This window comes from Bacillus infantis NRRL B-14911, assembly GCF_000473245.1.
GTDB lineage: Bacteria > Bacillota > Bacilli > Bacillales > Cytobacillaceae > Bacillus_AB > Bacillus_AB infantis.
Genome location: NC_022524.1, coordinates 3,904,145 through 3,927,078, shown reverse-complemented (window position 1 = coordinate 3,927,078; position 22,934 = coordinate 3,904,145). Strand labels below are relative to the sequence as shown.

The following is a 22,934-nucleotide window of genomic DNA, read 5'->3' as shown; positions in this document are numbered from 1 at the left end:
TAGCATAGATGAGAGGCGGGGTGACTTCTATATGAAATATATTGTGAAAAAGCCGGTCAAGCTATTTGACCAGATTGAGAGGTATGGCGAAATCACCAATGTTCTTGGATTTGGGGATCCGCATGTAGAAAAAGTGGATGGCCGGTGGCAGATGTTTATCGGCGGCTTTCAGACAAATTTCAAAAACAACCTATTCACCGCCTCGCTCCCGCATGGGGAACCGCTCAGCAGCAATAATTGGAAGCTTTCCATGGATAATCAGAACCCGAAAAAGGCAAAGCCTCTTATTGAGAATTCCGAGAAAGGGAGCTGGGATTACTTCGGCTTTCATACTCCCTGCTATGTGAAGGGAAAAGGAAAAAATGGTGAAACAAAAGAATTGATTTATTATACAGGAAGAGCCTCCAAAAAGGTCCTCGACAATGATGCTCCATACTCTATCGGGGCTATTGAAAGGACAGCCGGCGGCTGGAGGAGGATACCCTTCCCGGTAATTAAGGGGACGAGCAGCAGCCCGAATGTGCTCGAGCCTAAGGCAGGATTCATTGATGGAAAGTGGAGGATGTGGTATGTAACCACAAGACGGGAGACAGGGAAAAAGGGCTATCCGCATTATACAATCATGTACACAGAAAGTGACAATGGATTGACAGGCTGGAGCAGCCCTTTCCCTTTGTTTGGAGAGGGTGAAAACTATTATGATGCATCAGTTCACCCTTCAGCACCGGAAGGGTTTGAAATGCTGGTATGCCGCAGCACCAATTTATATGGGCGAAAGCCGTTTCCCAAACAGGGCCTGTGGCTTTTGCAGGGAACTGAGCCGGACGGAAAGCGCAGCGGCTGGTCATCTGATCCTTATTGTATCCTGGATGCAGAGGAGGGGGAGGACTGGTACAAGCATGGCATTGGCAGCCCCTCAGGCCACTATGGGGAGTCGGAAGCTGACCGGAATACCCTCTATGTATTTTTTACAGGGCTGCACAGGGAAAGAAACTGGATGAACATCGCCCTGGACTGTTTAAAAAAGAAGAGGCGCCCGCCATTCCCGTCCCCATTTTATTTTACAGTCGGAAAGGTTGAGCTGACTAAGGAGAGATAGAAAAGAAGCAGACCAGTGCGGTCTGCTTCTTAAGATTCTTATGGATTGGTAGACCACATTCCGGCATTTTTAATAAAAATGCGCGGGTTCAGCTTCAGCTGGGCCACCATGTATTCTGCCAAATCTTCAGGCTGCATGACTTTTTCAGGATTTCCGTCAGTCAGGTTTGTTTCAATTGCAAGATCTGTCGCCACAGTGCTTGGCGTCAGGGCACTGACCCGGATATTATGCTTTCTGACCTCAAGCATCAGTGATTCTGTCAGGCCGAGGACGGCAAACTTGGAAGCACTGTAGGCGCTTGTCACAGGAGCACCTTTTTGGCCGGCAGTTGATGAGATATTGATGATATCGCCGGATTTTCTTTCGATCATTCCAGGCAGGACCGCACGTGTGACATGGTAGACGCCCATCAGGTTTACCTGAATGATGTCTTCCCACTCCTGCGGGGAAAGCTCCAGGAAGCCGCCAAATTTAGCGATGCCTGCATTATTGATCAGGATATCGATCTGGCCAAGCTCAGACGTTATCTTTTCAACGGCTTTGTTGACGGAATCGCTGTCCTGGACATCGGCAGCAGCATAGGATACTTTTACGTCGTACTCTTTCAGCTCTTCGGCTGCTTTTTCAAGATTGGAAAGAGTTCTTCCAAGCAGGCCGACAGAAATGCCTTCCTTGGCGAAAGCAATAGCTGCTGCACGGCCGATGCCGCGGCCGGCGCCTGTGATTAAAGCTGTTTTTCCTTTTAGGCTTTGCATAAGATCACTCCTTTTAATGATATGATACTACTCCAAATTGGCATGCCTGCCAAACATTTTGGCTGAATCAAGGCCTTTTTTCTCCATGACGCGAAGGATGATGGCATCATAAAGCAGGAGAAGGGACTGCTCGAACAGTGATCCCATCGGCTGGATGGTGGAAAGCCCGCCTTCGTTCTGATCCTTTGTCGCGCCAGGCATTTTGACAGTGATGTCAGCGAGGCTGGCGATGGATGAGTCAGGGACGATTGTAGCGGCTGCTATTTTGCCGCCGATCGACCTGGCTTTTTCAGCCATGGAAACGAGGCTCTTTGTCTCTCCGGAGCCCGACCCGATGATCAGCAGATCATTCTCCTCGAAGCCCGGCGTGACGGTTTCGCCGATGACATAGGCGTCGACCCCCATATGCATGAGCCTCATGGCAAAGGATTTTGCCATGAATCCTGACCTGCCGGCGCCTGCTGTGAACACTTTTCCGGATTCGAGTATCTGGCTTGCGAGTGCTTCCGCCTGCCCTGGGTCAATCGCTTCAGCCGCATGTTCCAGCTCGTTCAGAATCTTTTTCAGGTATTCTATAGTATCCATCATCTTACCCTTGCTTGATGATTTCCTGCATTTTGCTTGCAGCTGCTTTTTTATCGTCCTGGCTGGTGATGCCACCGCCTACGATGACCAGATCCGGCTGAGCCTTGACCACTTCCGGAAGGGTCTCAAGCTTGATTCCGCCCGCGATGGCTGTTTTGGCATTTTTTACAACGCTTTTAATTGTTTTTAGATCTTCAAAAGAGTTCTGGCCCACAGCTTGCAGGTCATAGCCGGTGTGTACGCAAATATAGTCAACGCCGAGCTCGTCCAGTTCTTTTGCGCGCCCTTCAAGGTCCTTGACGGCAATCATATCAACAAGGATTTTTTTGCCTTGCTTTTTCGCCTCTTCTACGGCCCCTTTGATGGACTCGTCTTCAGCAGCGCCGAGGATCGTGATGATGTCTGCGCCAGCTTCAGATGCCTTCATGACTTCATATCCTGCTGCATCCATGATCTTCAGGTCGGCAAGCACTTTCAGGTTAGGGAATGCTTCCTTTACTTCTTTAACGGCTTTGAGGCCTTCATTTATAACAACAGGAGTGCCGATTTCAACGACATCGATATGCTCCTCTACTTCTTTCACCAACTCGATTGCTTCAGGAATGTTTACCAGGTCTAATGCTAATTGTAATTCCATTTCTTTCACTCCTTCATAATTGTCTGGGATGAACTGTGTTTTTGAATATCACAGTATGAATGTTATTATAGAGATAACAACTCTCAATTATAAGTACGCACTTTATTTTTACATAGTGCCTAAAAGTATACTAATGAGTTATAATAGGCTTCGGAGGTGGTTGGGATGTCCCGCATGCTGGATAAAACCTTTAACTGCGAAAAAGAACTGACTCTTTCCGTGATTGGCGGTAAGTGGAAAATGATTATTTTATGGCACCTGGGCAAAGAAGGCACCAAACGATTTGGCGAACTCAAAGCCCTTATACCGGGCATCACCCAGCGTATGCTCGTCAACCAGCTGCGCGAGCTGGAGGAAGATGCAATCGTCCACCGCGAAGTTTATCCTGTCGTGCCGCCAAAGGTCGAATATTCCCTTACTGAACAGGGCAGGACGCTCATGCCAATCCTGGACAGCATGTACAGCTGGGGGAAAAATTATATGGAAACCGTCATAAACTCTGGCCAGGATCCCGATCAGACTGCAAAATGACGAAAAAAGATTGCTTCATGCGAAGCAGTCTTTTTTGTTTTTCACTTTATTAAGTTGTCCTGCCGGCTGGATTTTAGCAGCAGAAGTAGAAAAATAAGCGGCTGTTTGCAGATTCCCTTTATGGCCCGGAAGAAAAACCTGCAGGGGGACAGATGGCTAGAGATAGTGCCCATGAAAGGTTCCTGAATACAGCGGCATCTCTCATGGAGGAATGGGAAAAAGAGGCAGAGCAAATTCTGCCTTCTGTTATCATAAAGCTGGAATGCCAATGATTCGTTTGTTAATCTGCCGCTTTCTCATAAGTAATGGCCTGCTTTCCAATCTGCTCCCAGCCGGCTATGAACTCTTCCCGCGGGAGCTTGCGGTTTTTTTTGTCGAGAGGGTCATTAACATAGAGGTTTTGTTCATCAAATCCTGTGACAAGGACTGAATGCATGCTGTAGGTGACTTTGACAGGTCCGCTTTCGGTCTCCCATGTTTCCCATTCGCTTTCAGGAAGTTTATCGAAGGTGCTGGTGACGATGACCCAGACAGGGCGGCCATCTTCGACCTGCGCCAGTACAGAGTCAAAGCTTTCACCTGTCATGTCTTTTATTTTCCCCGGCAGATAGTTTTCTGCCAGTTCGGCGACCGGTTCATGATAAACGCCAAGGCCAGGCTCATCCATTGTCTTCATATTGCCGACGAATCCTTCATGGATGTTGCCGCGGACACCGTTTTCCTCGAAAGGCACCCGCTTGATTTCCTCGGATAGGGTCATTTTGTCAACAGAGACACCAGCATCCTGGAGCAGCATGGCAAGAGTTGTCACTTCGCAGCCCCTCATCAGCTCAGGCTTCTGGGAAATATGCGGGGCATCGATCATCATCTGCTCGGCTGTCTGCTCCTCTGCTGGCCTGGAGACAGCTTCTTCTTCGGCACCGCTGCTGTCAGAACAGCCGGCAAGCACAATAACTGCAGCTATCATTGCTTTTTTCAAAGAATTTCTCTCCTTTAGCGTTTTTATTGTCCTTTCCCTTTTTACCGATGAATTAACCTGAAGCAGCATGCCGGGGCCTTAGTGAAGGACTGGCAGGTAATTTCTCTTTTACAGAAGGTTTTTTATTTTCCGGCTCGAATAGTAGAAGGTGATAAGAAAATCTCAGGGGGGAGGCAGCAGATTGGGAAATGGATTTTATCTGATAATGGAAGAGTATATGGAACTGGCCGACCGTTATCTGCCAGGCAGGCTGGAAGGCCTGTATATCCATGGCTCTGCCGCGCTCGGAGCTTATCTGCCGGGCAAAAGCGATATTGACTTTATTGCGGTAACAAAAGGTGTCTTAAGTCAGGAGGAAGCAGATCGGCTTATCAGGGTCCATGGAGAGCTTGCTTTTAAGCATCAATCTCCAGAACTGGATGGCTGCTATATCATATGGGACGACCTTGGCAGTCTTGCAGCGGAATCCCGCTATATCTATAATGGCGGAGAATTTAAAGAGGGCGCGCCCTTTAACCCGGTCATGTGGAGAATCTTAAAAGATCATGGAGTCAGATTAAGGGGCCCAGACATTTCAGATCTTTCTATCCCTGTTCGGGAGGAGGACCTGGCTGAATATATCAGGGAGAACAGCCAGTCGTACTGGCGGAAAAGAACGGAGGCAATGAAAGCTGACCCGAAAAGAATTATGGCGCTTCCGGCAGAGATGATTTATGAAGAGCTGGAGTGGAGCATACTGGGCCTGCTGCGGCAGTTTTATACCATTCGGGAGAACGGGATCACCTCCAAAGCAGGGGCAGGGAAATATGGGCTCATGAATATGCCGGAAAAATGGCATTCAGTGATTGAATTGGCTCTGCTTGTCCGAAAGGGGAATACACCTCCGGAAGCACCGGAACTAGATATGATCACGGATGCGCTTCAGCTGATGGATCATTTATCTTCGTCCATCCTGAAAGAAAAGAAGGGCCTACCTTCCTAATGAGGGGCCCTTTCCAGATTAATAAATGCTGACATCACCGCTGGAAACATCAACTTTGATTTCATGTTTGCCTTCCTTATTGAAGCCGCTTATGCGGTTGTCTTTCACTTCTTTTTGGTCCATGGGGACATCTGCATGAATGTCACCGCTGCTGTAATGGGCATCAAGTGTAAAGCTGGCACTATCAGGCAAATCGAGCTGGACATCGCCTGAGCTGACATCCAGGTCGATAGGTGCCGCAAGCTTTTTCATTTTGATGCCGAGCTCTCCTGATGCGATGCCGGCCTCAAGTTTTCCTTCTAAGCTGTCAATGATGGTGCTGCCTGAACTGATTTCAAGGTCTGCTTCTTCTGCTTTCAATGAAGAGATGAATAGTTCTCCAGATGCGCCGTTAAGCTCAAATTCCCGGACTTGAAGGTCTCCGAGCATAACATCTCCTGAGCTCATATCCAGAGAGACGTCCCGCAGCTTTATCGGTTCATTGCCGGCAAAATCAAAATCTCCGGAGCCGAGATTGATGTCCAGATCTTTGTCATAGTCTTGAGGGATATAAATGCTGAGCTCTGTCTTTTCAAAGCCGCCGAACCAGTGAGGCCATTTTCGTTTATAATCGACCTTTATTGTCCTGCCGTTTTTCTTCACGTTCACTTCACCCTTGCCATCCAGAACGGCTTCAACGGTATCTCTTTCTTCCTGGATGATAGTTGTCTCTACTCCTGACACATTTACTTCAATCCGGCTTACCCGCTCGGCTGAAGCTTTTTCCTTTCCGTTTGCGCCCAGGCCCAGCCAGCTGAAATGGCTGAAGCTTGTAAAGGCCAGGTAAAGACCGGTGATAACCAGGAATAACAGAATGATTTTTTTCATATGGGAACCTCTTTCTATATTATATTTAGCATTAAATTGTCCTTGTTTGTATTCTACCGGAAGATCCAATCTCCTTTAATGCACCTCCGCATGATTTTCTTCTAAGACCTTAGACATACAAGTGAAACCGCTTTTCCTCGGATGTTTATTTTGGAAAAAGGAGGGTAGAGGGATTGTTAGCAGGAAAATGATTAAGTGAGAAAGGATGAGTGATTTGCCTGATACATACCAAGTAAAACTAAATGGTGCTGAAGTGAAGGTGGCGGCAGGTGATGAGACAACCATCCTTCAGCTATTGCAGAACTCATCGGTGGAGGTGCCGAATGTGTGCTATCACCCGAGCCTCGGGCCGATTGAAACATGTGATACCTGCATCGTCAGTGTGAATGGGGAGCTTGTCAGGTCATGCTCAACCAAGCTCAACGATGGGGATATCATTGATACGGTATCAGCGGATGTAAAGGAAGCACAGGTTATCGGGATGGACCGCATCCTGACCAATCATGAGCTTTACTGCACAGTATGCGATTATAATAACGGCGGATGCGAAGTACATAACACAGTCAAAGAAATGAAAATCAACCATCAGAGCGTCCCTTTTGCACAGAAACCGTATCCTGCGGATAATTCCCATCCTTTCTACCGGTATGATCCGGATCAGTGCATCCTTTGCGGACGCTGTGTGGAAGCATGCCAGGATGTGCAGGTGACAGAGACGCTGACAATCGACTGGGAACGTGAAAAACCAAGGGTCATCTGGGATAATGATGTCCCAATCAATGAGTCTTCTTGTGTTTCATGCGGACACTGTTCAACCGTCTGTCCGTGCAATGCCATGCTGGAAAAAGGCATGGAAGGGGAAGCCGGCTATTTAACCGGTATTGCCAAGCAGACGCTCCGGCCGATGATCGAAATCACTAAAAATGTCGAGACAGGGTACGGATCAATTCTTGCCATCTCAGATATGGAAGCCGCGATGCGCGATGAGCGGATTAAAAAAACGAAAACGGTCTGCACGTACTGCGGAGTGGGCTGCAGCTTTGATGTCTGGACAAAGGGCCGTGAAATCCTGAAGGTGGATCCGCAGCCGGAAGCCCCTGCAAATGGAATTTCCACGTGTGTGAAAGGGAAGTTCGGCTGGGATTTTGTCAATAGCGAAGAGCGCCTGACAAAGCCGTTGATCCGGGAAGGAGAATTCTTCAGGGAGGCGGAATGGGATGAAGCCATCAGCCTGATTGCCCGCCGTTTCACCGAAATTAAAAATGAACATGGGGCACAGGCCATGAGCTTCATTTCTTCCTCTAAATGTACAAATGAGGAGTCTTTTCTGATGCAGAAGCTTGGCCGTGCAGTAATTGGAACAAATAACATCGATAACTGCTCCAGATACTGCCAGACTCCTGCGACCGTCGGGCTGTTCAGGACGGTCGGCTATGGCGGGGATGCAGGCAGCATCCGGGATATCCAAATGTCAGATCTTGTCCTTATTATAGGTTCCAATACAGCAGAATCCCATCCTGTCCTCTCCACCAGGGTGAAGAGGTCGCATAAACTTGGCGGCCAGAAACTGATTGTGGCAGACCTGCGGAAGCATGAAATGGCCGACAGGGCCGATCTGTTCGTGCAGCCTAAGGCAGGCACTGATATTGTCTGGCTGTCAGCTGTGGCCAAATATATTATTGACAATGGCATGGCAGATGAAGAGTTCCTTGCTGAAAAAGTAAACGGACTGGATGAATTCACGAAGAATCTGGAAAAGTACACGATGGAGTATGCGGCTGAAGTGACGGGCATTGCGCTGGAACAGCTGATTGATATGGCAGAAATGATCGGCAGGGCAAAATCTGTCTGCGCACTCTGGGCGATGGGCATCACCCAGCATATGGGCGGCAGTGATGCCAGTACAGCCATCTCTAATCTTCTGCTTGTCACTGGCAACTATGCAAAGCCGGGTGCAGGGGCTTACCCGCTTAGAGGACATAACAATGTCCAGGGGGCGAGCGATTTCGGCAGCATGCCGAATATGTTCCCGGGATACCAGGAAGTCGCCGATCCTGAGATCAGGAAGAAGTATGAGCTGGCATGGGGAACAGAGCTTCCGGGCGAGCCAGGGCTCAATAACCACGAAATGGTGGAAGGCATTCACGCCGGCACCCTTAAGGCCATGTACCTGAAGGGTGAAGATATGGGACTCGTTGATTCAAATATCAATCATGTGCATGCTGCGTTTGAGAAGCTTGATTTCTTCGTGGTCCAGGATATTTTCCTCAGCAAGACGGCGGAGTTCGCCGATGTTGTCCTTCCTGCAAGTCCGAGCCTTGAAAAGGAAGGGACATTCACCAATACCGAGCGCAGGATCCAAAGACTGTACCAGGCTCTTGAACCGCTTGGGGACTCAAAGCCTGACTGGCAGATCATCATGGAAATTGCCAACAGCCTTGGAGCAGGCTGGAACTACACGCATCCATCTGAAATCATGGAAGAAGCCTCCAGGCTGATGCCTTTATATTCCGGTGTGACGTATGAAAGGCTTGAAGGATATAACAGTCTGCAATGGCCGGTGGCGGAGGATGGGCAGGATACCCCGCTTTTATATACAGAAAGGTTCCCGTTTGAAGATGGCAGGGCAAGGCTCGTGCCGGTCGATTGGACGAAGCCGCTGGAGTTTGAGGAAGAGTATGATCTCCATATCAATAATGGGCGCCTTCTTGAGCATTTCCATGAAGGCAATATGACGTACCGTTCCAAAGGAATCAGCGAGAAGACACCAAGCGTGTTCCTGGAGGTATCTCCGGAGCTTGCAGAAGAGCGCGGACTGGAAAGCGGCACGCTTGTAAGGCTTTCATCTCCTTATGGGAATGTGAAGGTGCAATGCCATATCACCGACAGGGTAAAAGGGAAGGAAGTGTACCTTCCGATGAATGACAGGGGAGAGGCTGCCATCAATCTGCTGACAAGCAGCTACGCAGATAAAGATACAGATACGCCGGCTTATAAAGAAATCCGGGCAAAAATGGAGATCCTGAAGGCCAAGGGCGAAGATCCGCTTCCTAGAATCAACCACCGCTACGGAAACCCGCAGCCGCAGATTGGTGTACAGGTCCAGAAAAAGTGGGCACGGAAGGATTATATTTTCCCGGGAGATCTTGTGAAAAAGGAGCGAGAACATGGCTAAAGCGATCACGCACATCCAGCGCAAGACATTAAGCGAGGAAGAAAAGCGTAAAAAAGATCTGATGGAAGTGGAAGATGCCCTGATTGATAATAAAGAAGCCATCCTGGAGTCGCTCAAGGTCATGAGGAATATGCATGACCGGGGGGTGCTTTCCCTGCTCAGCGGACTGTTTGGCCAGGGAGACAAAGTCCTCGACATCCTTGTCAGGGCGGCTGACAAGCCGGAAACCTCGAACACATTGAAGAATTTGCTCCTGATGGGCGGTACACTGGGCATGATCAATGTCAAACAGCTGGAGCCGTTTCTGCTTAAAATCGACTCAGGCATTGCCAGGGTGGCGGAAGCAGGAGATACTCAGGAAAAAACAAGCTTTTTTGATCTGGCCAGATCTCTCAAGGATCCTGAAGTCAACAGGGCCGTCACCCTGCTGCTGACCTTCCTGAAAGGAATGGGACAGGAAACGAAGGAGCTGGAGCGGAATACCCAGCTTCCGCAGGAACAAATCGAAGAGCAGAGGAAGCAAGAAGAGTGATGATCAGGAGGGGGCAGTTGCCCTCTTCTTTTTTTATACAAAATTCAGTTCAGCCATTAAATCTGGTCCCCTTCCGTAAATCCCTTTTAACTTTTTCCCCAAAAAAGTAAAACCATATATATCAAGGAAGATAGCGGTTTCATGTTAGTTTAATTAACATATAGTTATCAGAAACTTTAAAATACTCATTGACACCTGTTTGAAAAGAGATAAAATAAGGGTAAGAAACTTAATGTTATATTATCTAACATGAATTTGTTAGATGATAAGCATACATTATTTGAGGGGGAGAGAAAGTGGATACAACTTTTTTGATGAACAGTTTATGGGTCATGGTTAGTGCAGTCCTGGTCATCTTCATGCTTGGCGGATTCATTATGCTGGAGGCCGGGTCTACACGAATGAAAAATGCCGGCCATATCGCGGGGAAGACCATTTTTACATTCGGGCTTGCCTCACTCGTTTTTTGGGCTGTCGGCTTTGGATTTATTTTTGGCGACAACGGCAATTTCTTTACAGGTTTATCGCACTTTTTTTATTCAGGATATGAAATTGAAGGAATGAGTCTTTCCTCATCAGTATTTTTCCTCTTCCAGCTTGCTTTTGCAGGAATCTCCATCACGATTGCCCTCGGCGGCTTCGCAGAAAGGGCAAAACTTTCAATCTATCTGATATTTACGATTCTGTTTTCAGCACTTGTCTATCCGGTGGTTGCCCATTGGATCTGGGGCGGGGGATGGCTGGCTGAACATGGGAAGCAGGATTTTGCCGGCTCAACTGTCGTTCACCTGACAGGGGCGATGGCGGCATTGGCAGCGACCCTCCTTCTTAAACCAAGAATCGGCAAATATAATAAAGATGGCTCTGCCAATAATATTTACGGACATAACCAGGTATTCACTGCCCTTGGGGTCTTGATCCTTTGGATTGGCTGGTTCGGATTCAATGCAGGAAGCACCGTTTCTGTTGACGGAGCATTCTTTGGATTTGTTGCCCTGAATACCAATCTTGCTGCAGGAGCAGGGGCGGTCGCAGCGCTCCTGATCTCATGGGTGGTTCTCGGCAAATCGGATATTACGACAATGCTGAATGGCGCCCTGGCTGGCCTTGTTGCCATAACAGCATCCTGTGCCTTCGTTGACACATGGGCAGCTGTACTGATTGGGTTTGTTGCGGGAATACTCGTTTTCTATAGTGTCCGATTCTTCGAGAAACTGAGAATTGATGATCCGATATACGCCCTTTCTGTCCATGGAGCTGCAGGGGTATGGGGCACATTGTCAACCGGATTCTTTGCCACCCCGGAATTGGCTACAGTCGGCCAGCCTGGATTATTCTACGGAGGAGGATTCACACAGCTGGGAGTCCAATTCATGGGTGTTGCTGTATCTGCCCTCTATGCTTTTGCCGTATCATTTGTCATCCTTCTTATAGCAAAGAAGGTTATGAATGGCTTGCGTGTATCTGAGGAAGAAGAAATTATGGGCCTTGATGTCAGTGAGCATGGCAGCTATGGATACCCGGAGGTTTTCCTTTCGAAAGATAATAAATTATCTTCATGAGCATAAGGCCTCTTCATGGGGCCTTATGTTTTCTTCATATAAAGGGAGTGCGTTTATTTGCAGGATTTTCAGTCATATGCAGAAATCAGGGAATGGAAGGACAGCCGGATCTTCATGGCTGCCGCCAGTACATCCAAAATAAATGAAATCCATGATGAAGCGATGAAATACGTGTTCAGGCAGTCTGTGCAAAAGGTTAGAAAAGGGCCGGATGAATCGGATTTTGTCTGGTTTGTGACCGGCAGCGGAGGCAGGCTGGAGCAGGGTGTCATCAGTGACCAGGATCACGGCATTGTTTTTACCGGGGGGGAAGAGGAAGCAGCGTACTTTCAGGAACTGGGGCAAGAGCTGTCATATGGCCTGAATGAAACGGGATATCCCTATTGTGAAGGCAAGGTGATGAGCAGCAACCCTTTATGGCGGAGAACAGCGGAAGCCTGGAAAGAGCAGCTGGAGCGATGGATTGAGGAGGAGAGCTGGGAGTCGATCCGGTATCTGCAGATTTTTTATGATGCGAGGGCCCTGGAAGGAAGCGGAGTGTATATCAGTGAGCTTAAATCTTATGTGCACACTAAGATGATGGCAGGTCCCAGACTTTTAAAAAGGCTTGCAGAGAATAGCATGCATATAAAACCGGCTGTTGGTCCCCTGGGCCAGATCCTTGTTGAGGAAAAAGGAAAATTTGAGGGCTTCATAGACTTGAAGCAGACTGCTTTCCTTCCCTATGTTAACAGCATCCGTCTATTGGCGATGAAGGAAGGGTTTTTTGAAACCTCCACACTTGAAAGAATCAGCAGGCTTGCGGAAAAGGCAGAGTATAAGGATGCGCTGGAAAAGGCAGAGCGCAATTTCCGCCTTCTGCTGGCCTGCAGGGAATCCATTTTCTCCAGTGCCCGCTCTTATGAGGCTTCACACTACTTGAATGTAAGAAACCTTCCAAGGGAAGAACGGGCGGAGCTCCGCAATATCCTGAAGGGCGGAAAAAAGCTGCACCAATTTGTACAGGCCAAGATTGAAAAGGGTGTCCAATAATGGGCTTTGAAAGCATGTTTCAAATGATGAAAGGGCTGCCGGGGAAGCTGAATTCCGGTGTATTCGGGGGGATGCAGGGCGGGCAGAATTCCCAGCAGCAGGCCTTCCTGCGCAGACTGCATAAAGAAATACGGGCAGAGGAAGCGCTGTCGGTGCCGCTTGACAGGATGGAAGCTATCGTCATGGATATTGAAACAACTGGTTTTTTTCCTGATCAGGGAGATGAGATTATTTCTATAGGGGCGGTCAAGATAGAGAATGGAACCATAAATGAGGATAAGAAGTTTTATTCCCTGATCAGATATGAAAAAACACTCTCACCTCAGATTGAACAGCTTACAGGCCTAAGGGGCTCCCAGCTTAAGGAGGCGCCCCCGCTGCCTGAAGTGCTGATAGAGTTCTTCAAATTCTGCGAAGCGCGGACCATCATAGCGCATCATGCCCGTCATGAGAAGAGCTTCCTGCAGAATGCGAGCTGGAAGCATTTTAAGGCTCCTCTTAAGCACAGAATTATAGATACCTCTTTCCTGTACCGGATTGCCGAGCCGGAGCTTAACCTGCAGAGGCTGGAGGACCTGTGCAGCCACAACGGCATTCCGGTCATGGAGCGGCACCATGCTTTGGAGGATGCCCGGCTGGCTGCCGAGCTATGGTGCTGTTATATAAGCAAGGTCCGGGATAAGGGTTGTATGACCCTGAAAGATGTATATGAAAGGGTTGCTTCATTATAGTCCTATTAAAGGTGCGGTCTCTGCCGTGCCTTTTTGTGTTTTTATTAATTTCCTTTTTCAGCCAGAAAGGGGGTTTAACTGTCATTTTTCCCGCGAAAATACTAGAATAGGAAATAGCTATAAGAATGTTAAAAATTCCAGCTTTCTTTTTGAAGGCAAAAAAATATAAAGGTGATCAAAATGAATATAAACAAAAAAGGACTGCTGGTCGATGTAGAAACAACAGGCCTGGCTCCTGGCGGGGACGAAATCATCGAACTGGCATTTATTCTGTTTTCTTATGATGGAGCTACAGGTGAAATCCTCCAGGTTGAGGAAAAGGAGTCTTTCCTTAGGGAGCCGCTTTCAAGCAGGGCCCTTAGAAATTACAGCAGTGCCTACAGGATTCATGGTATTCCGTTTGAAATGGTAAGGGGACAGGTTTTCCATGATGAGTCAGTCCAGTCCTTCCTTAATAAAGCCGATTCTGTATTTGCCCATAATGCATCATTTGACAGAAGCTTCATGTATCAGATGTATCCTGAAGTGAATGACCTTAAATGGTATTGCACCATGAAGGGAGTACAATGGAAAAAGTATGGCTTTGCCAACAGCAAACTGGCGACCCTTCTTTCCGCCCACAATATTACAGACCATCAAACTCACAGGGCGATGGACGATATTACATATCTGATGGAGCTCATGAAGCAGCAGAACCCGGACGGTGGCCTGTTTTTAAAAGAGGTGCTTGAAAAAGGGCCGATGAGAAAATACCAGCCTGCGAAAAAACCGGGGAGAACCTATTCGTGGAGCGCCGGCAGCAGCATTGATCCGCCCTTCAATTAATCTGTTTAACGAAACCGCCATAAGGCGGTTTTTTATTATGAGGAAATAATGAAGTTTCCATTTTTTGAGAGAGGTTTTATTGTTATAATGGAAATATTACAAAAATAAACACAAAGAGGTAGAGCTATGTTACTGAAAGACGCTGAAGTTATTCTGCGGACCATCACCGAAGAAGATCTGCCCCGGTTATGGGAGCTGGCTTTTAAGGAAGAGCATCCGGCGTGGAAAAAGTGGGACGCTCCCTATTTTGAGCATAAATCACTGACGTTTGCTGAATATGAGTTGCGGAAGGAGCAGGTAGTCAACCAGGAGGATATGCTGGCCATCGAAATCAACGGCAAGATAGAAGGGACGGTCAGCTATTACTGGGAGCATGAGCCATCTCTGTGGCTGGAAATGGGAATCGTCATTTATTCGCCGGAATATTGGAATGGCGGTTATGGGACCAGGGCATTGAAACTCTGGATCAGCCACCTTTTCCAAACAAAGCCGATTGCCCGGACCGGCTACACCACCTGGTCAGGAAATGAGCGGATGGTCAAGGTCGGCGAAAAGCTGGGTATGACGATGGAAGCCAGGCTGCGGAAATGCCGGATTTACAAAGGCGTCCATTATGATTCAATCAGGATGGGCATTTTGCGTGAAGAGTGGGAAGCTAATCCCGTCTTTGAATTGGCTGGGTCCGCAGCTGGAGAATAAATACTAAAAATGAGAAACGGAAGTATGTCCAATGAATAATATAAATGAAAAATTGAAGGGATCGTTTCCGGAAATCAAAACGGCCCGCCTTCTGCTCAGGAAAGTGATAATGGAGGATGCAGAGGATATCCTCGGATATCTTTCTGATGCCGAAGTAACGAAATACTATGGAATCGAGCCATTTGCTGACTTGGATGATGCACGCTCCGAAATTGGCTGGTATGAACGCATTCTTGAGGAAGGAACGGGTATCCGCTGGGGAATTTCGTTAAAGGACGGACAAGGGCTGATTGGAAGCTGCGGATTTTTGAATATGGATTCCACCCATTTCCGGGCAGATATAGGTCTTGAACTGGATCCTGCCTGTTGGAATCAGGGAATCGGCACCGAGGCAATCACGGCTATCATCCAGTATGGCTTCGAGGATTTGAATCTGATGAGAATCCAGGCACTGATTGAACCGGCAAACCTCCAGTCCCAGCGCCTTTTCGGAAAATGCGGGTTTATCCGTGAAGGATTGCTGAGGAATTATGAATATACCTGCGGAAAGTTTGATGATCTGCTGATGTTTTCCATCATTAATCCCCATCATCTAGGCCCAGGGTCTTAGAAGCAAATAATACCCGAGTTCGTTCTTTAAGGGAGCATTGTGGCTGTATGATTATGGAGAAGGGCAGCACGGTCGCCACTGCGCATTTCCCTTCATTTTTTTCAGGAGGGAAAAGAAATGGGCCATCGCCAGGTATTTGTACTGCTGACCGACACGGGAACTTTATTCACAAAGCTGATCCGGATTTTTACTGGAAAAGAACTCAATCATGCATCCATCTCATTTGATGAAGGGCTGCTGGATGTGTACAGCTTCGGGAGGATTAATCCTGCCAATCCGTTTTCCGGGGGATTCGTGAAAGAAGATGTGCGCGCGAATTTGTTTGCAAATGCCCGCTGTGCGGTTTATGCCTGTACGGTGACCGAGCAGGAATATGGCAGGATGCAGGACCAGGCGGCATTTTTTGAAGAAAACAGGCATCATTATAAATATAATCTGCTCGGCTTGTTCGCCGTGCTGTTCAACTGGGAATATAACAGATCCAATGCCTTCTTCTGCTCTGAATTCGTCGGGACCATCCTCAAGGAAACCAACGGATGCCGGGTGGAAAAGCCTGTTTCACTGCTTAAGCCGCATGAACTGGAGAAAGTCTTTTCGCTCCATCTTGTATACAAAGGGAGTCTGTCTGATTATCTGCAGGCCGACTCAGCCCGTACAAGGCTGGATGCTTCCATTGCATGACAGGAAGCCAGCCTTGTACAGGCTGGCTTCTTGTCGGGGCTGAGCAAGCGCCCTCCGCATTTCGAGTGTCCAGCTCCGGGCGCTAGCCCCTCGAGTCATAAGCCACTTCAGGATTGAAGGCAAAGAACGCCTTCTATCCTGAAGCGTCTTATGCTTGTCGGCGCTGAACAAGCGCCCTCCGCATTTCGATTTGTCCAGCTCCGGCGGCTAGAGCCTCGAGTCATAAGCCACTTCAGGATTGAAGGCAAAGAACGCCTTCTATCCTGAAGCGTCTTATGCTTGTCGGGGCTGAACAAGCGCCCTCCGCATTTCGATTTGTCCAGCTCCGGGCGCTAGCCCCTCGAGTCATAAGCCAATCAGGCCAGAAGGTTAAAGGACAACCTTCCGTCCTGCTCGTCTTATGCTGGGCCCGCAGGATGCGGGTCATGCAGGCGTTGCCACAGGACGTGGCGGTTTTAGCCTGCGTTCCTTGATTCTGAGCAAGCCGCCTCCGCATTTCGATTTGTCCAGCTCCGGCGGCTAGAGCCTCGAGTCATAAGCCAATCAGGCCAGAAGGTTAAAGGACAACCTTCCGTCCTGCTCGTCTTATGCTGGGCCCGCAGGATGCGGGTCATGCAGGCGTTGCCACAGGACGTGGCGGTTTTAGCCTGCGTTCCTTGATTCTGAACAAGCCGCCTCCGCATTTCGATTTGTCCAGCTCCGGGCGCTAGCCCCTCGAGTCATAAGCCACTTCAGGATTGAAGGCAAAGAACGCCTTCTATCCTGAAGCGTCTTATGCTTGTCGGGGCTGAACAAGCGCCCTCCGCATTTCGATTTGTCCAGCTCCGGCGGCTAGAGCCTCGAGTCATAAGCCACACTGGAATTAAAGGCAAAGAACGCCTTTTATTCCAGCGCGTCTTATGCTTGTCGGCTCTGAGCAAGCCGCCTCCGCATTTCGATTAATCCGCGTCAGTTTTGCTTTTTTGGTCTTTGTTGTGTTTATTCCCTTTGCTGTTGTCGCCGCTTATTGGGTCGGACAGGCCAGCGCGCGGGGAGTTTTGGTTGCTGCTGCCTTTATTATACTTTTTTGTCATCGCTTTTCCCCTCCTTATCCTAAGTACATCATTATCTTCCCATCAAGGAATCTTTTATATGCAGCGGCTGAAAGGATGGCTGGAACACCAGCTTTTGGCTGGGTTGCTCTGACTGGCTATGCTATAATGTAGGCAAAATTCTAAACGAGGTGAATGATTTGCTGGAAACGATACTGGTATGTGTAAGCAGCCCTCAGCATGCTGAAACGCTCATTCAAAGGGGGAAGCTCCTTGCTGATGCATTTAAGGGGAAGTGCTATGTATTGTCAGTGCTCCCGGGGCAGGAAAAGGATCTTGAGTTCAACCAGATCCAGACGAAAATGCTGTTCGAATCATTGGCTGAAAAATACGGCCTTCCAGCCATCCAAAAGTATAAGAACGGACAGAAGGTTTCTGATTTAATCGCCGAAACAGTCCGGGAGAAGTCCGCCACTCAAATCGTCATGGCCCACGCCGTTCAGAGCAAATGGGAAATGGTCGTCAAGCATTCCCTCGTCAATCATCTGTTCGAGCTTCTTGAAGGCGTTGACCTCCATCTTGTTGAAGTGAACCGCGATGTATACGATCCGGCAGGAGAATGGGATAAGGGGATAGAAGCTTCTTTGGTAAAAGAAGAAGGCGGCTATAAAATCTCGTTTGATGATAACGGGAAAGAAGGAACTCTTGGCACCTTTTTCAGGGAATTGTCCACCGATTTCTCCAATGGCTTTTTTGTAAAAGGGGATGGACAAAATCAAAAAGTCATTAAGATCCATAATGGGACCGCTGCAGCAGAAGCAGTGGAAAAGGACTGAAGAGTGTTGAAGCATTAAAAATCCGAGTACAAGATGCAGCGGGCGGCAAATAGTGCCGCCTGCTTCTTTATGCTGTAAAAGGGCCCCTGCATAGGGCCCTTTTTTTGCTTTTGGGGGATGAGCCCGAACTAAATGGATGAAATCCCATATACAAGTAGTATAAGGGCCAAGCGCCTTGAGTGGCGCACCATCAGCCGATACAAACGCCCTTTTAAGCCGGGATAGGGATTAGCCCTCACTTGCCGGCTTAAAAATCATATTAAATAGTATAAGCGCTCGGAGGGGGTGAACTGTGTTGGATGAACTAAATAACAAGATGGCTGAGCTATCGAATCAGCTTGTAAGCCTTAAAGTCAGAGACCTTTTAAAGCGGAATCAAAGCGACGAAAGCGGATTGAAAACGAAAAACCTGTCAGATGAGGAAAAAACGCGTATCCGCAATCTTGTGAAAGATCTGGAACAGCAGGTTAAAGATTTTGTTGAAGCACAAAAAAAGAAAAATGATTCTGCCGAAGAAGAGCCTAAGAAAGAAGCCAAACGCACGTTTAGGAAAAAAAGCCGATAAGGCAAAAAATTAAAGGGAGAGATTACATTGTTAAGTGGAAACTATCGTCCAAAGGTAGAAGATGTTTATTGTGAAAGCAATGCTGCCGGTTCATCATGCCACCACAGCGGATGGAATGCCCTTGATCCTTCATCAAGCCATCCTATGAGCATCTTTGACAGCAGCGACAGAGATGTAAAAGATGTTGTGCAAGGCACGAATATGGGCCAATATTCTAAAGAGTCCATTGTCCTTAAAAACTGTCTCAATGTTGAAGTAAACTCAAGTGAAACCCAAGTTGCCGCTTCATTGCAGGCAGCCCTCGTTGTAGCAATCGTCATTGTCATCAATATCTCAATTGCCGACGGAGGCCAAGCTGAAAGGATCACTGAAGATTTGCTTCAATTCACACAAATCAACCAATCTAACCGCCAGAGCGTTTATATTGAAAATGCGAAAGACTGTACTGTAAACCTTGAAGATACTCAAGTAGCGCTGACACTTAACCTGCTGATCCAGGTACTTCTTGCACTGGTTATTGAACTGGAAATCCTGTAATAGGCAGTCTTAAAAAACGCAGACTTATCCAACCCTACCTCCTTTCATATAATAAATATGCGGCATAAGGAACCTCCTTGTGCCGCTTTTTTTTATAGAATTTGGACCCGGGGGGAAGGAAAGCTATAATGTACATAAAGGCACAGCTTCCGTTATCAAATGTTTGATGTAATTTCTTACTTATTTCACAATTAAGAGATATAGTATCCTTTATAAAGGGAATCTGTATGAAAGAGGGACAAAGAATGAAGAAATATCTATATGTTTTTATCCTCGCCGTGATGGTTCTTGCAGCTTGCGGAAAGGGTTCTGATGACAGCGGCCAGGGGAACGGGGGACAAGTGCCGGAAATCCTTGAAGCCAAGCTTGTTGTTCCTGAAAAAGTGGAGCTGAATGAAGAAATAACCCTTTCTGTCGAAGTAGTGCAGGGGGAAGAAGCTGTCGAGGATGCAGATGAAGTAAAGTTTGAAATCTGGCAGGAAGGAAATCAAGAGGAGAGTGAGATGCTTCCTGCAGAACATACAGGCAAAGGAATTTACCAGGCTGCCAAGACCTTCGGCAAGGATGGCGATTATATAGTCCAGGTCCATGTGACAGCGAGGGACATGCATACAATGCCAAAAGCTGAGGTACAAGCCGGTGAGGGCGGAGACGCTGGCAATAGTGCGGACGGAGAAGCCGCTCATGAGCATGGGGAAGATGAAGGCCATGACCATGAGTCAGGCGGAGAAGAATCATCCCACCATCATGGTGAGGCTGCAATCAGTTTCATCAAGCCGGATCATATCCATATGAAACAGGCGGCGGGCCTTGATGTCCAGGTGGACAAGAAAGATGGGGCTCCCCTGGAAAAAGCGCTTGTTAAGCTTGAAATCATGAAAGAAGGCAAGGACACCCCTGAGTGGGTGAACCTGAAAGAGTCCGGCGAAGGAAAATATTCTGCAGAACATAGCTTTGCAGAGGCGGGCAGCTATACAGTGACTGTTCATGTGGAAAACTCGGAAGGGCTGCATGAACACTCGGATTTTCCTCTGACAGTCAGCGAATAGGAAAGAGAAACGGCAGCTCCGGGGCTGCCGTTTTTTCCTGCGCAAGGTCAAAAAGGCGCCAGGTTCAGGAGGTAAGTGATATGATTTATAGGAGAAAAACCTGCAGGATGGTGGAAATATGACAAAAACACATTTGAACTTCAACACTTCAATCGGAGTGAAAAAGCCAAACAGTATCCGTGACAAAGAGCAGGGCTGCCCTTTCTGTGAGAGAGAAAAGCTGACCGATATCCTTGCAGTCGAGGACAATATCATTTTGCTGAAAAATAAATTCCCTGTCCTTGAAAATACCCTGCAGACTGTTTTGATTGAATCAGACGAATGCAGCGGGGATATCTCAACCTATTCTTTAGAGCATCTGGAAAAGCTGCTAAGTTTCGGATTGAAGCATTGGATTGAAATGGAAAACAGCGGACGCTTCACATCTGTCCTGTTTTTTAAAAACCACGGGCCGCTCTCAGGGGGGACCATTGCGCATCCCCATATGCAGATTGTCGGGCTTAATGAAGTGGATTACACAGAAAATATCAGGGAAGAAGAATTTGAGGGACTGGCCATCAGCCAAAAAGGCAGATCACTGCTCAATATTTCAACAGCCCCGAAAATCGGCTTCTATGAATTTAATGCAAAGCTTGGAGACATGGAGGAAATCGGTGCCTTTGCTGCTTATATTCAGGCAGCTGTCCGCTATATCCTTCACAGCTTTCCGTTCAAATGCTCCAGCTATAATTTATTTTTCTATAAACTCGGAGAGGACATCTATGCCAAAATAGTCCCGCGGTTCGTAACAACACCTATTTACATCGGCTATTCGATCCCGCAGGTCCCCAATAATCTGGAATGGATGAAAGAGGACATCCGTGCAAAGTACTTTGACAGCTTCCCTGCCGAAGACTGATCCGGCAACTGAAAAAGAAAAGTGAAAAATGAAATAATATCCAACAGCATGAAACAAGTTGTGATTTGTCTCTTAAAAAAATATAATGAAGAATTGTAGTAGAATTTTTGTTTGGGCAGCCTGCGCATCATAAAGCAAGCGCCCTCCGCTTTTCTATTTGTCCAGCTCCGGCGGCTAGGTGCTCGAGTCATAAGCCAATCAGGCCAGAAGGTTAAAGAACAACCTTCAGTCCTGCTTGTCTTATGCTTGTCGCACCTGAACAAGCCGCCTCCGCTTTTCTATTTGTCCAGCTCCGGCGGCTAGGTGCTCGAGTCATAAGCCAATCAGGCCAGAAGGTTAAAGAACAACCTTCAGTCCTGCTTGTCTTATGCTTGTCGCACCTGAACAAGCCGCCTCCGCTTTTCTATTTGTCCAGCTCCGGCGGCTAGAGCCTCGAGTCATAAGCCAATCAGGCCAGAAGGTTAAAGAACAACCTTCAGTCCTGCTTGTCTTATGCTTGTCGGCTCTGAACAAGCCGCCTCCGCTTTTCTATAAAAGGAGACGATTATGACTTCTAAAAATAATTCTAGTTATCGTATAGATTTTGGGTTGATATTGATTTTGATGCTGCTGTGCCTGGTTAGCTGCATATCGATTTACAGCGCGCAGACTACGGGCCAGTATAAAGATAATTTCCTTCTGAAGCAGATTGTCTGGTGGGTGGTCGGGGCCGGCATTGTTGGAACGGTTATGACGCTTGATTCTGATCAGCTGAAGAAGATTTCCTGGTATGCCTATGGGCTGGGTATTGCGCTGCTTGGGTTTTTGATCGTGGCTCCTTCGGGGATTGCACCTGTCATAAATGGGGCAAAGAGCTGGTATACCTTCCCTGCGGTAGGGTCCCTTCAGCCTTCTGAGGTTGTTAAAGTTTTTATCATCCTCGCTCTGGCAAGGGTGATAACAGACCATCATCCGAAGTATCGGATCAAGACGATCCAAACCGATCTCTGGCTGCTGGTGAAAATCGGTGCAGTGACGTTCCTGCCGCTCATGCTTGTGATGCAGCAGCCTGACCTCGGCACAAGCCTTGTATTCATAGCAATCATGATTGGCATGATCTTCATCTCAGGAATCACATGGAAGCTTCTGCTCCCAATATTCGGCGGCGGAATCACCTTAATCGCAGGCATTTTCTACCTCGTGCTCTGGCACCCCGATCTGCTGGAAAAATATCTGGGCGTCAAACAGTACCAGTTCGGCCGCATCTATTCCTGGATCGATCCCTATAATTATCAGGGGACGACCGGATTCCAGCTGACACGCTCCCTGCTTGCCATCGGTTCTGGGGAAACAAGCGGAAAGGGCTATGGCACAAGGGAAGTCTACCTTCCTGAAAGCCATACTGACTTTATTTTCAGCATTGTTGGGGAAGAGTTCGGGTTCATTGGAGCGAGTGTTTTGATCAGCCTGTTTTTCCTGCTGATTTACCATATTACGAAAGTTGGCATGGAAACTAAGAACGACTTTTACACCTATATTTGTGTCGGTGTCATCAGCATGATCACATTCCATGTATTCCAGAATATCGGCATGACAATCGGGCTCCTGCCGATCACTGGTATCCCGCTTCCATTTGTCAGCTATGGAGGAAGCTCGCTCATGGGCAGCATGCTTGCCATCAGCCTGATCTTCTCCATCCGCTACCATTATAAAAAGTATATGTTCTCCAATAGTGACTAAGGACAGGGAAGCCCCTG

The 22,934-nt window shown here is 47.8% G+C and carries 24 protein-coding genes; 18 read left to right on the top strand and 6 right to left on the bottom strand.

What is annotated here, in order from left to right; genetic code table 11:
• Positions 1 to 31 precede the first annotated feature (31 nt).
• On the top strand, positions 32 to 1,099 hold the full coding sequence (locus N288_RS19870; RefSeq protein ID WP_009793116.1) for a hypothetical protein: 1,068 nt from the start codon (positions 32 to 34) through the stop codon (positions 1,097 to 1,099).
• A gap of 38 nt (positions 1,100 to 1,137) precedes the next feature.
• On the opposite strand, the gene N288_RS19865 is transcribed toward N288_RS19870, so the two are convergent.
• Genes N288_RS19865 through hxlA form a run of 3 tightly spaced genes read right to left on the bottom strand, consistent with a single transcriptional unit; the run spans position 1,138 to position 3,076 of the window.
• Positions 1,138 to 1,854, bottom strand: a complete 717-nt coding sequence (locus tag N288_RS19865; RefSeq protein WP_009793117.1) for a 3-ketoacyl-ACP reductase — start codon at positions 1,852 to 1,854, stop codon at positions 1,138 to 1,140.
• Positions 1,855 to 1,881: 27 nt separating this feature from the next.
• Complete coding sequence (hxlB, locus tag N288_RS19860) at positions 1,882 to 2,439, bottom strand: 6-phospho-3-hexuloisomerase (RefSeq protein ID WP_035402189.1); 558 nt, start codon at positions 2,437 to 2,439, stop codon at positions 1,882 to 1,884.
• A 4-nt stretch (positions 2,440 to 2,443) separates the two neighbouring features.
• On the bottom strand, positions 2,444 to 3,076 hold the full coding sequence (gene hxlA, locus N288_RS19855; protein WP_009793119.1) for a 3-hexulose-6-phosphate synthase: 633 nt from the start codon (positions 3,074 to 3,076) through the stop codon (positions 2,444 to 2,446).
• Between the two features lie 165 nt (positions 3,077 to 3,241).
• Here hxlA and N288_RS19850 point away from each other — a divergent pair, with 165 nt between their 5' ends.
• Positions 3,242 to 3,607: a winged helix-turn-helix transcriptional regulator gene (locus tag N288_RS19850; RefSeq protein WP_009793120.1), complete on the top strand. Its 366-nt coding sequence runs from the start codon at positions 3,242 to 3,244 to the stop codon at positions 3,605 to 3,607.
• Positions 3,608 to 3,887: 280 nt separating this feature from the next.
• On the opposite strand, the gene N288_RS19845 is transcribed toward N288_RS19850, so the two are convergent.
• A complete protein-coding gene (locus N288_RS19845; RefSeq protein WP_022544370.1) occupies positions 3,888 to 4,586 on the bottom strand; it encodes a C39 family peptidase in 699 nt (232 codons plus the stop codon).
• A gap of 181 nt (positions 4,587 to 4,767) precedes the next feature.
• Here N288_RS19845 and N288_RS19840 point away from each other — a divergent pair, with 181 nt between their 5' ends.
• Positions 4,768 to 5,568 carry an aminoglycoside adenylyltransferase domain-containing protein gene (locus N288_RS19840; RefSeq protein WP_009793123.1) on the top strand — a complete coding sequence of 267 codons (801 nt, stop codon included), beginning with the start codon at positions 4,768 to 4,770 and terminating at the stop codon, positions 5,566 to 5,568.
• An 18-nt stretch (positions 5,569 to 5,586) separates the two neighbouring features.
• Here N288_RS19840 and liaG read toward each other — a convergent pair whose 3' ends face one another.
• Entirely contained in the window at positions 5,587 to 6,435 is an 849-nt protein-coding gene (liaG, locus tag N288_RS19835) for a LiaG family protein (RefSeq protein ID WP_022544369.1), read from the bottom strand.
• 205 nt (positions 6,436 to 6,640) lie between these two features.
• Between liaG and fdhF the strand changes: the two genes are divergently transcribed.
• The 9 genes from fdhF to N288_RS19790 all read left to right on the top strand — a co-directional run bounded on the left by fdhF (position 6,641) and on the right by N288_RS19790 (position 16,282).
• Entirely contained in the window at positions 6,641 to 9,610 is a 2,970-nt protein-coding gene (fdhF, locus tag N288_RS19830; protein WP_009793125.1) for a formate dehydrogenase subunit alpha, read from the top strand.
• Complete coding sequence (locus N288_RS19825) at positions 9,603 to 10,142, top strand: helical membrane plugin domain-containing protein (RefSeq protein WP_009793126.1); 540 nt, start codon at positions 9,603 to 9,605, stop codon at positions 10,140 to 10,142. Before fdhF ends, N288_RS19825 begins: the two co-directional genes overlap by 8 nt.
• Positions 10,143 to 10,438: 296 nt before the next feature.
• Positions 10,439 to 11,704, top strand: a complete 1,266-nt coding sequence (locus N288_RS19820; RefSeq protein WP_022544367.1) for an ammonium transporter — start codon at positions 10,439 to 10,441, stop codon at positions 11,702 to 11,704.
• A 57-nt stretch (positions 11,705 to 11,761) separates the two neighbouring features.
• Positions 11,762 to 12,736 carry a putative nucleotidyltransferase substrate binding domain-containing protein gene (locus N288_RS19815; protein WP_009793128.1) on the top strand — a complete coding sequence of 325 codons (975 nt, stop codon included), beginning with the start codon at positions 11,762 to 11,764 and terminating at the stop codon, positions 12,734 to 12,736.
• Positions 12,736 to 13,467: an exonuclease domain-containing protein gene (locus tag N288_RS19810; RefSeq protein WP_009793129.1), complete on the top strand. Its 732-nt coding sequence runs from the start codon at positions 12,736 to 12,738 to the stop codon at positions 13,465 to 13,467. Before N288_RS19815 ends, N288_RS19810 begins: the two co-directional genes overlap by 1 nt.
• Before the next feature lie 180 nt (positions 13,468 to 13,647).
• Positions 13,648 to 14,292, top strand: coding sequence for an exonuclease domain-containing protein (locus N288_RS19805; RefSeq protein ID WP_009793130.1), 645 nt, complete (start codon positions 13,648 to 13,650; stop codon positions 14,290 to 14,292).
• A 126-nt stretch (positions 14,293 to 14,418) separates the two neighbouring features.
• A complete protein-coding gene (locus tag N288_RS19800; RefSeq protein WP_009793131.1) occupies positions 14,419 to 14,991 on the top strand; it encodes a GNAT family N-acetyltransferase in 573 nt (190 codons plus the stop codon).
• Between the two features lie 31 nt (positions 14,992 to 15,022).
• Entirely contained in the window at positions 15,023 to 15,601 is a 579-nt protein-coding gene (locus N288_RS19795; protein WP_009793132.1) for a GNAT family N-acetyltransferase, read from the top strand.
• A gap of 117 nt (positions 15,602 to 15,718) precedes the next feature.
• Positions 15,719 to 16,282: a hypothetical protein gene (locus tag N288_RS19790; RefSeq protein WP_009793133.1), complete on the top strand. Its 564-nt coding sequence runs from the start codon at positions 15,719 to 15,721 to the stop codon at positions 16,280 to 16,282.
• 938 nt (positions 16,283 to 17,220) lie between these two features.
• Here the strand turns inward: N288_RS19790 and N288_RS25730 are convergent.
• Positions 17,221 to 17,355 (bottom strand): hypothetical protein, encoded by a 135-nt coding sequence (locus N288_RS25730; protein WP_022544366.1) that lies wholly within the window; start codon positions 17,353 to 17,355, stop codon positions 17,221 to 17,223.
• 149 nt (positions 17,356 to 17,504) lie between these two features.
• Here N288_RS25730 and N288_RS19785 point away from each other — a divergent pair, with 149 nt between their 5' ends.
• The 6 genes from N288_RS19785 (at position 17,505) to N288_RS19760 (ending at position 22,917) form a co-directional block, all read left to right on the top strand.
• Positions 17,505 to 18,149: an adenine nucleotide alpha hydrolase family protein gene (locus N288_RS19785; protein WP_009793136.1), complete on the top strand. Its 645-nt coding sequence runs from the start codon at positions 17,505 to 17,507 to the stop codon at positions 18,147 to 18,149.
• A gap of 295 nt (positions 18,150 to 18,444) precedes the next feature.
• Positions 18,445 to 18,714, top strand: coding sequence for a hypothetical protein (locus N288_RS19780; RefSeq protein ID WP_022544364.1), 270 nt, complete (start codon positions 18,445 to 18,447; stop codon positions 18,712 to 18,714).
• A 27-nt stretch (positions 18,715 to 18,741) separates the two neighbouring features.
• Complete coding sequence (locus tag N288_RS19775) at positions 18,742 to 19,251, top strand: spore coat protein (RefSeq protein WP_022544363.1); 510 nt, start codon at positions 18,742 to 18,744, stop codon at positions 19,249 to 19,251.
• A 245-nt stretch (positions 19,252 to 19,496) separates the two neighbouring features.
• Positions 19,497 to 20,300 (top strand): FixH family protein, encoded by an 804-nt coding sequence (locus N288_RS19770; protein ID WP_022544362.1) that lies wholly within the window; start codon positions 19,497 to 19,499, stop codon positions 20,298 to 20,300.
• Positions 20,301 to 20,418: 118 nt separating this feature from the next.
• Complete coding sequence (locus N288_RS19765) at positions 20,419 to 21,198, top strand: DUF4931 domain-containing protein (RefSeq protein WP_009793141.1); 780 nt, start codon at positions 20,419 to 20,421, stop codon at positions 21,196 to 21,198.
• A 546-nt stretch (positions 21,199 to 21,744) separates the two neighbouring features.
• A complete protein-coding gene (locus N288_RS19760) occupies positions 21,745 to 22,917 on the top strand; it encodes an FtsW/RodA/SpoVE family cell cycle protein (RefSeq protein WP_022544361.1) in 1,173 nt (390 codons plus the stop codon).
• Positions 22,918 to 22,934 lie beyond the last annotated feature (17 nt).

Excerpts from the sequence above, each read along its gene's own strand:
- N288_RS19865 (WP_009793117.1), bottom strand. The coding sequence starts at position 1,854 with ATGCAAAGCCTAAAAGGAAAAACAGCTTTAATCACAGGCGCCGGCCGC.
- N288_RS19800 (WP_009793131.1), top strand. The coding sequence starts at position 14,419 with ATGTTACTGAAAGACGCTGAAGTTATTCTGCGGACCATCACCGAAGAA.
- N288_RS19765 (WP_009793141.1), top strand. The coding sequence starts at position 20,419 with ATGACAAAAACACATTTGAACTTCAACACTTCAATCGGAGTGAAAAAG.
- N288_RS19805 (WP_009793130.1), top strand. The coding sequence starts at position 13,648 with ATGAATATAAACAAAAAAGGACTGCTGGTCGATGTAGAAACAACAGGC.
- N288_RS19760 (WP_022544361.1), top strand. The coding sequence starts at position 21,745 with ATGACTTCTAAAAATAATTCTAGTTATCGTATAGATTTTGGGTTGATA.
- N288_RS19770 (WP_022544362.1), top strand. The coding sequence starts at position 19,497 with ATGAAGAAATATCTATATGTTTTTATCCTCGCCGTGATGGTTCTTGCA.
- N288_RS19870 (WP_009793116.1), top strand. The coding sequence starts at position 32 with ATGAAATATATTGTGAAAAAGCCGGTCAAGCTATTTGACCAGATTGAG.
- N288_RS19850 (WP_009793120.1), top strand. The coding sequence starts at position 3,242 with ATGTCCCGCATGCTGGATAAAACCTTTAACTGCGAAAAAGAACTGACT.
- N288_RS19810 (WP_009793129.1), top strand. The coding sequence starts at position 12,736 with ATGGGCTTTGAAAGCATGTTTCAAATGATGAAAGGGCTGCCGGGGAAG.
- N288_RS19795 (WP_009793132.1), top strand. The coding sequence starts at position 15,023 with ATGAATAATATAAATGAAAAATTGAAGGGATCGTTTCCGGAAATCAAA.
- hxlA (WP_009793119.1), bottom strand. The coding sequence starts at position 3,076 with ATGGAATTACAATTAGCATTAGACCTGGTAAACATTCCTGAAGCAATC.
- hxlB (WP_035402189.1), bottom strand. The coding sequence starts at position 2,439 with ATGGATACTATAGAATACCTGAAAAAGATTCTGAACGAGCTGGAACAT.
- N288_RS19790 (WP_009793133.1), top strand. The coding sequence starts at position 15,719 with ATGGGCCATCGCCAGGTATTTGTACTGCTGACCGACACGGGAACTTTA.
- N288_RS25730 (WP_022544366.1), bottom strand. The coding sequence starts at position 17,355 with ATGACAAAAAAGTATAATAAAGGCAGCAGCAACCAAAACTCCCCGCGC.
- fdhF (WP_009793125.1), top strand. The coding sequence starts at position 6,641 with ATGAGTGATTTGCCTGATACATACCAAGTAAAACTAAATGGTGCTGAA.
- N288_RS19825 (WP_009793126.1), top strand. The coding sequence starts at position 9,603 with ATGGCTAAAGCGATCACGCACATCCAGCGCAAGACATTAAGCGAGGAA.
- liaG (WP_022544369.1), bottom strand. The coding sequence starts at position 6,435 with ATGAAAAAAATCATTCTGTTATTCCTGGTTATCACCGGTCTTTACCTG.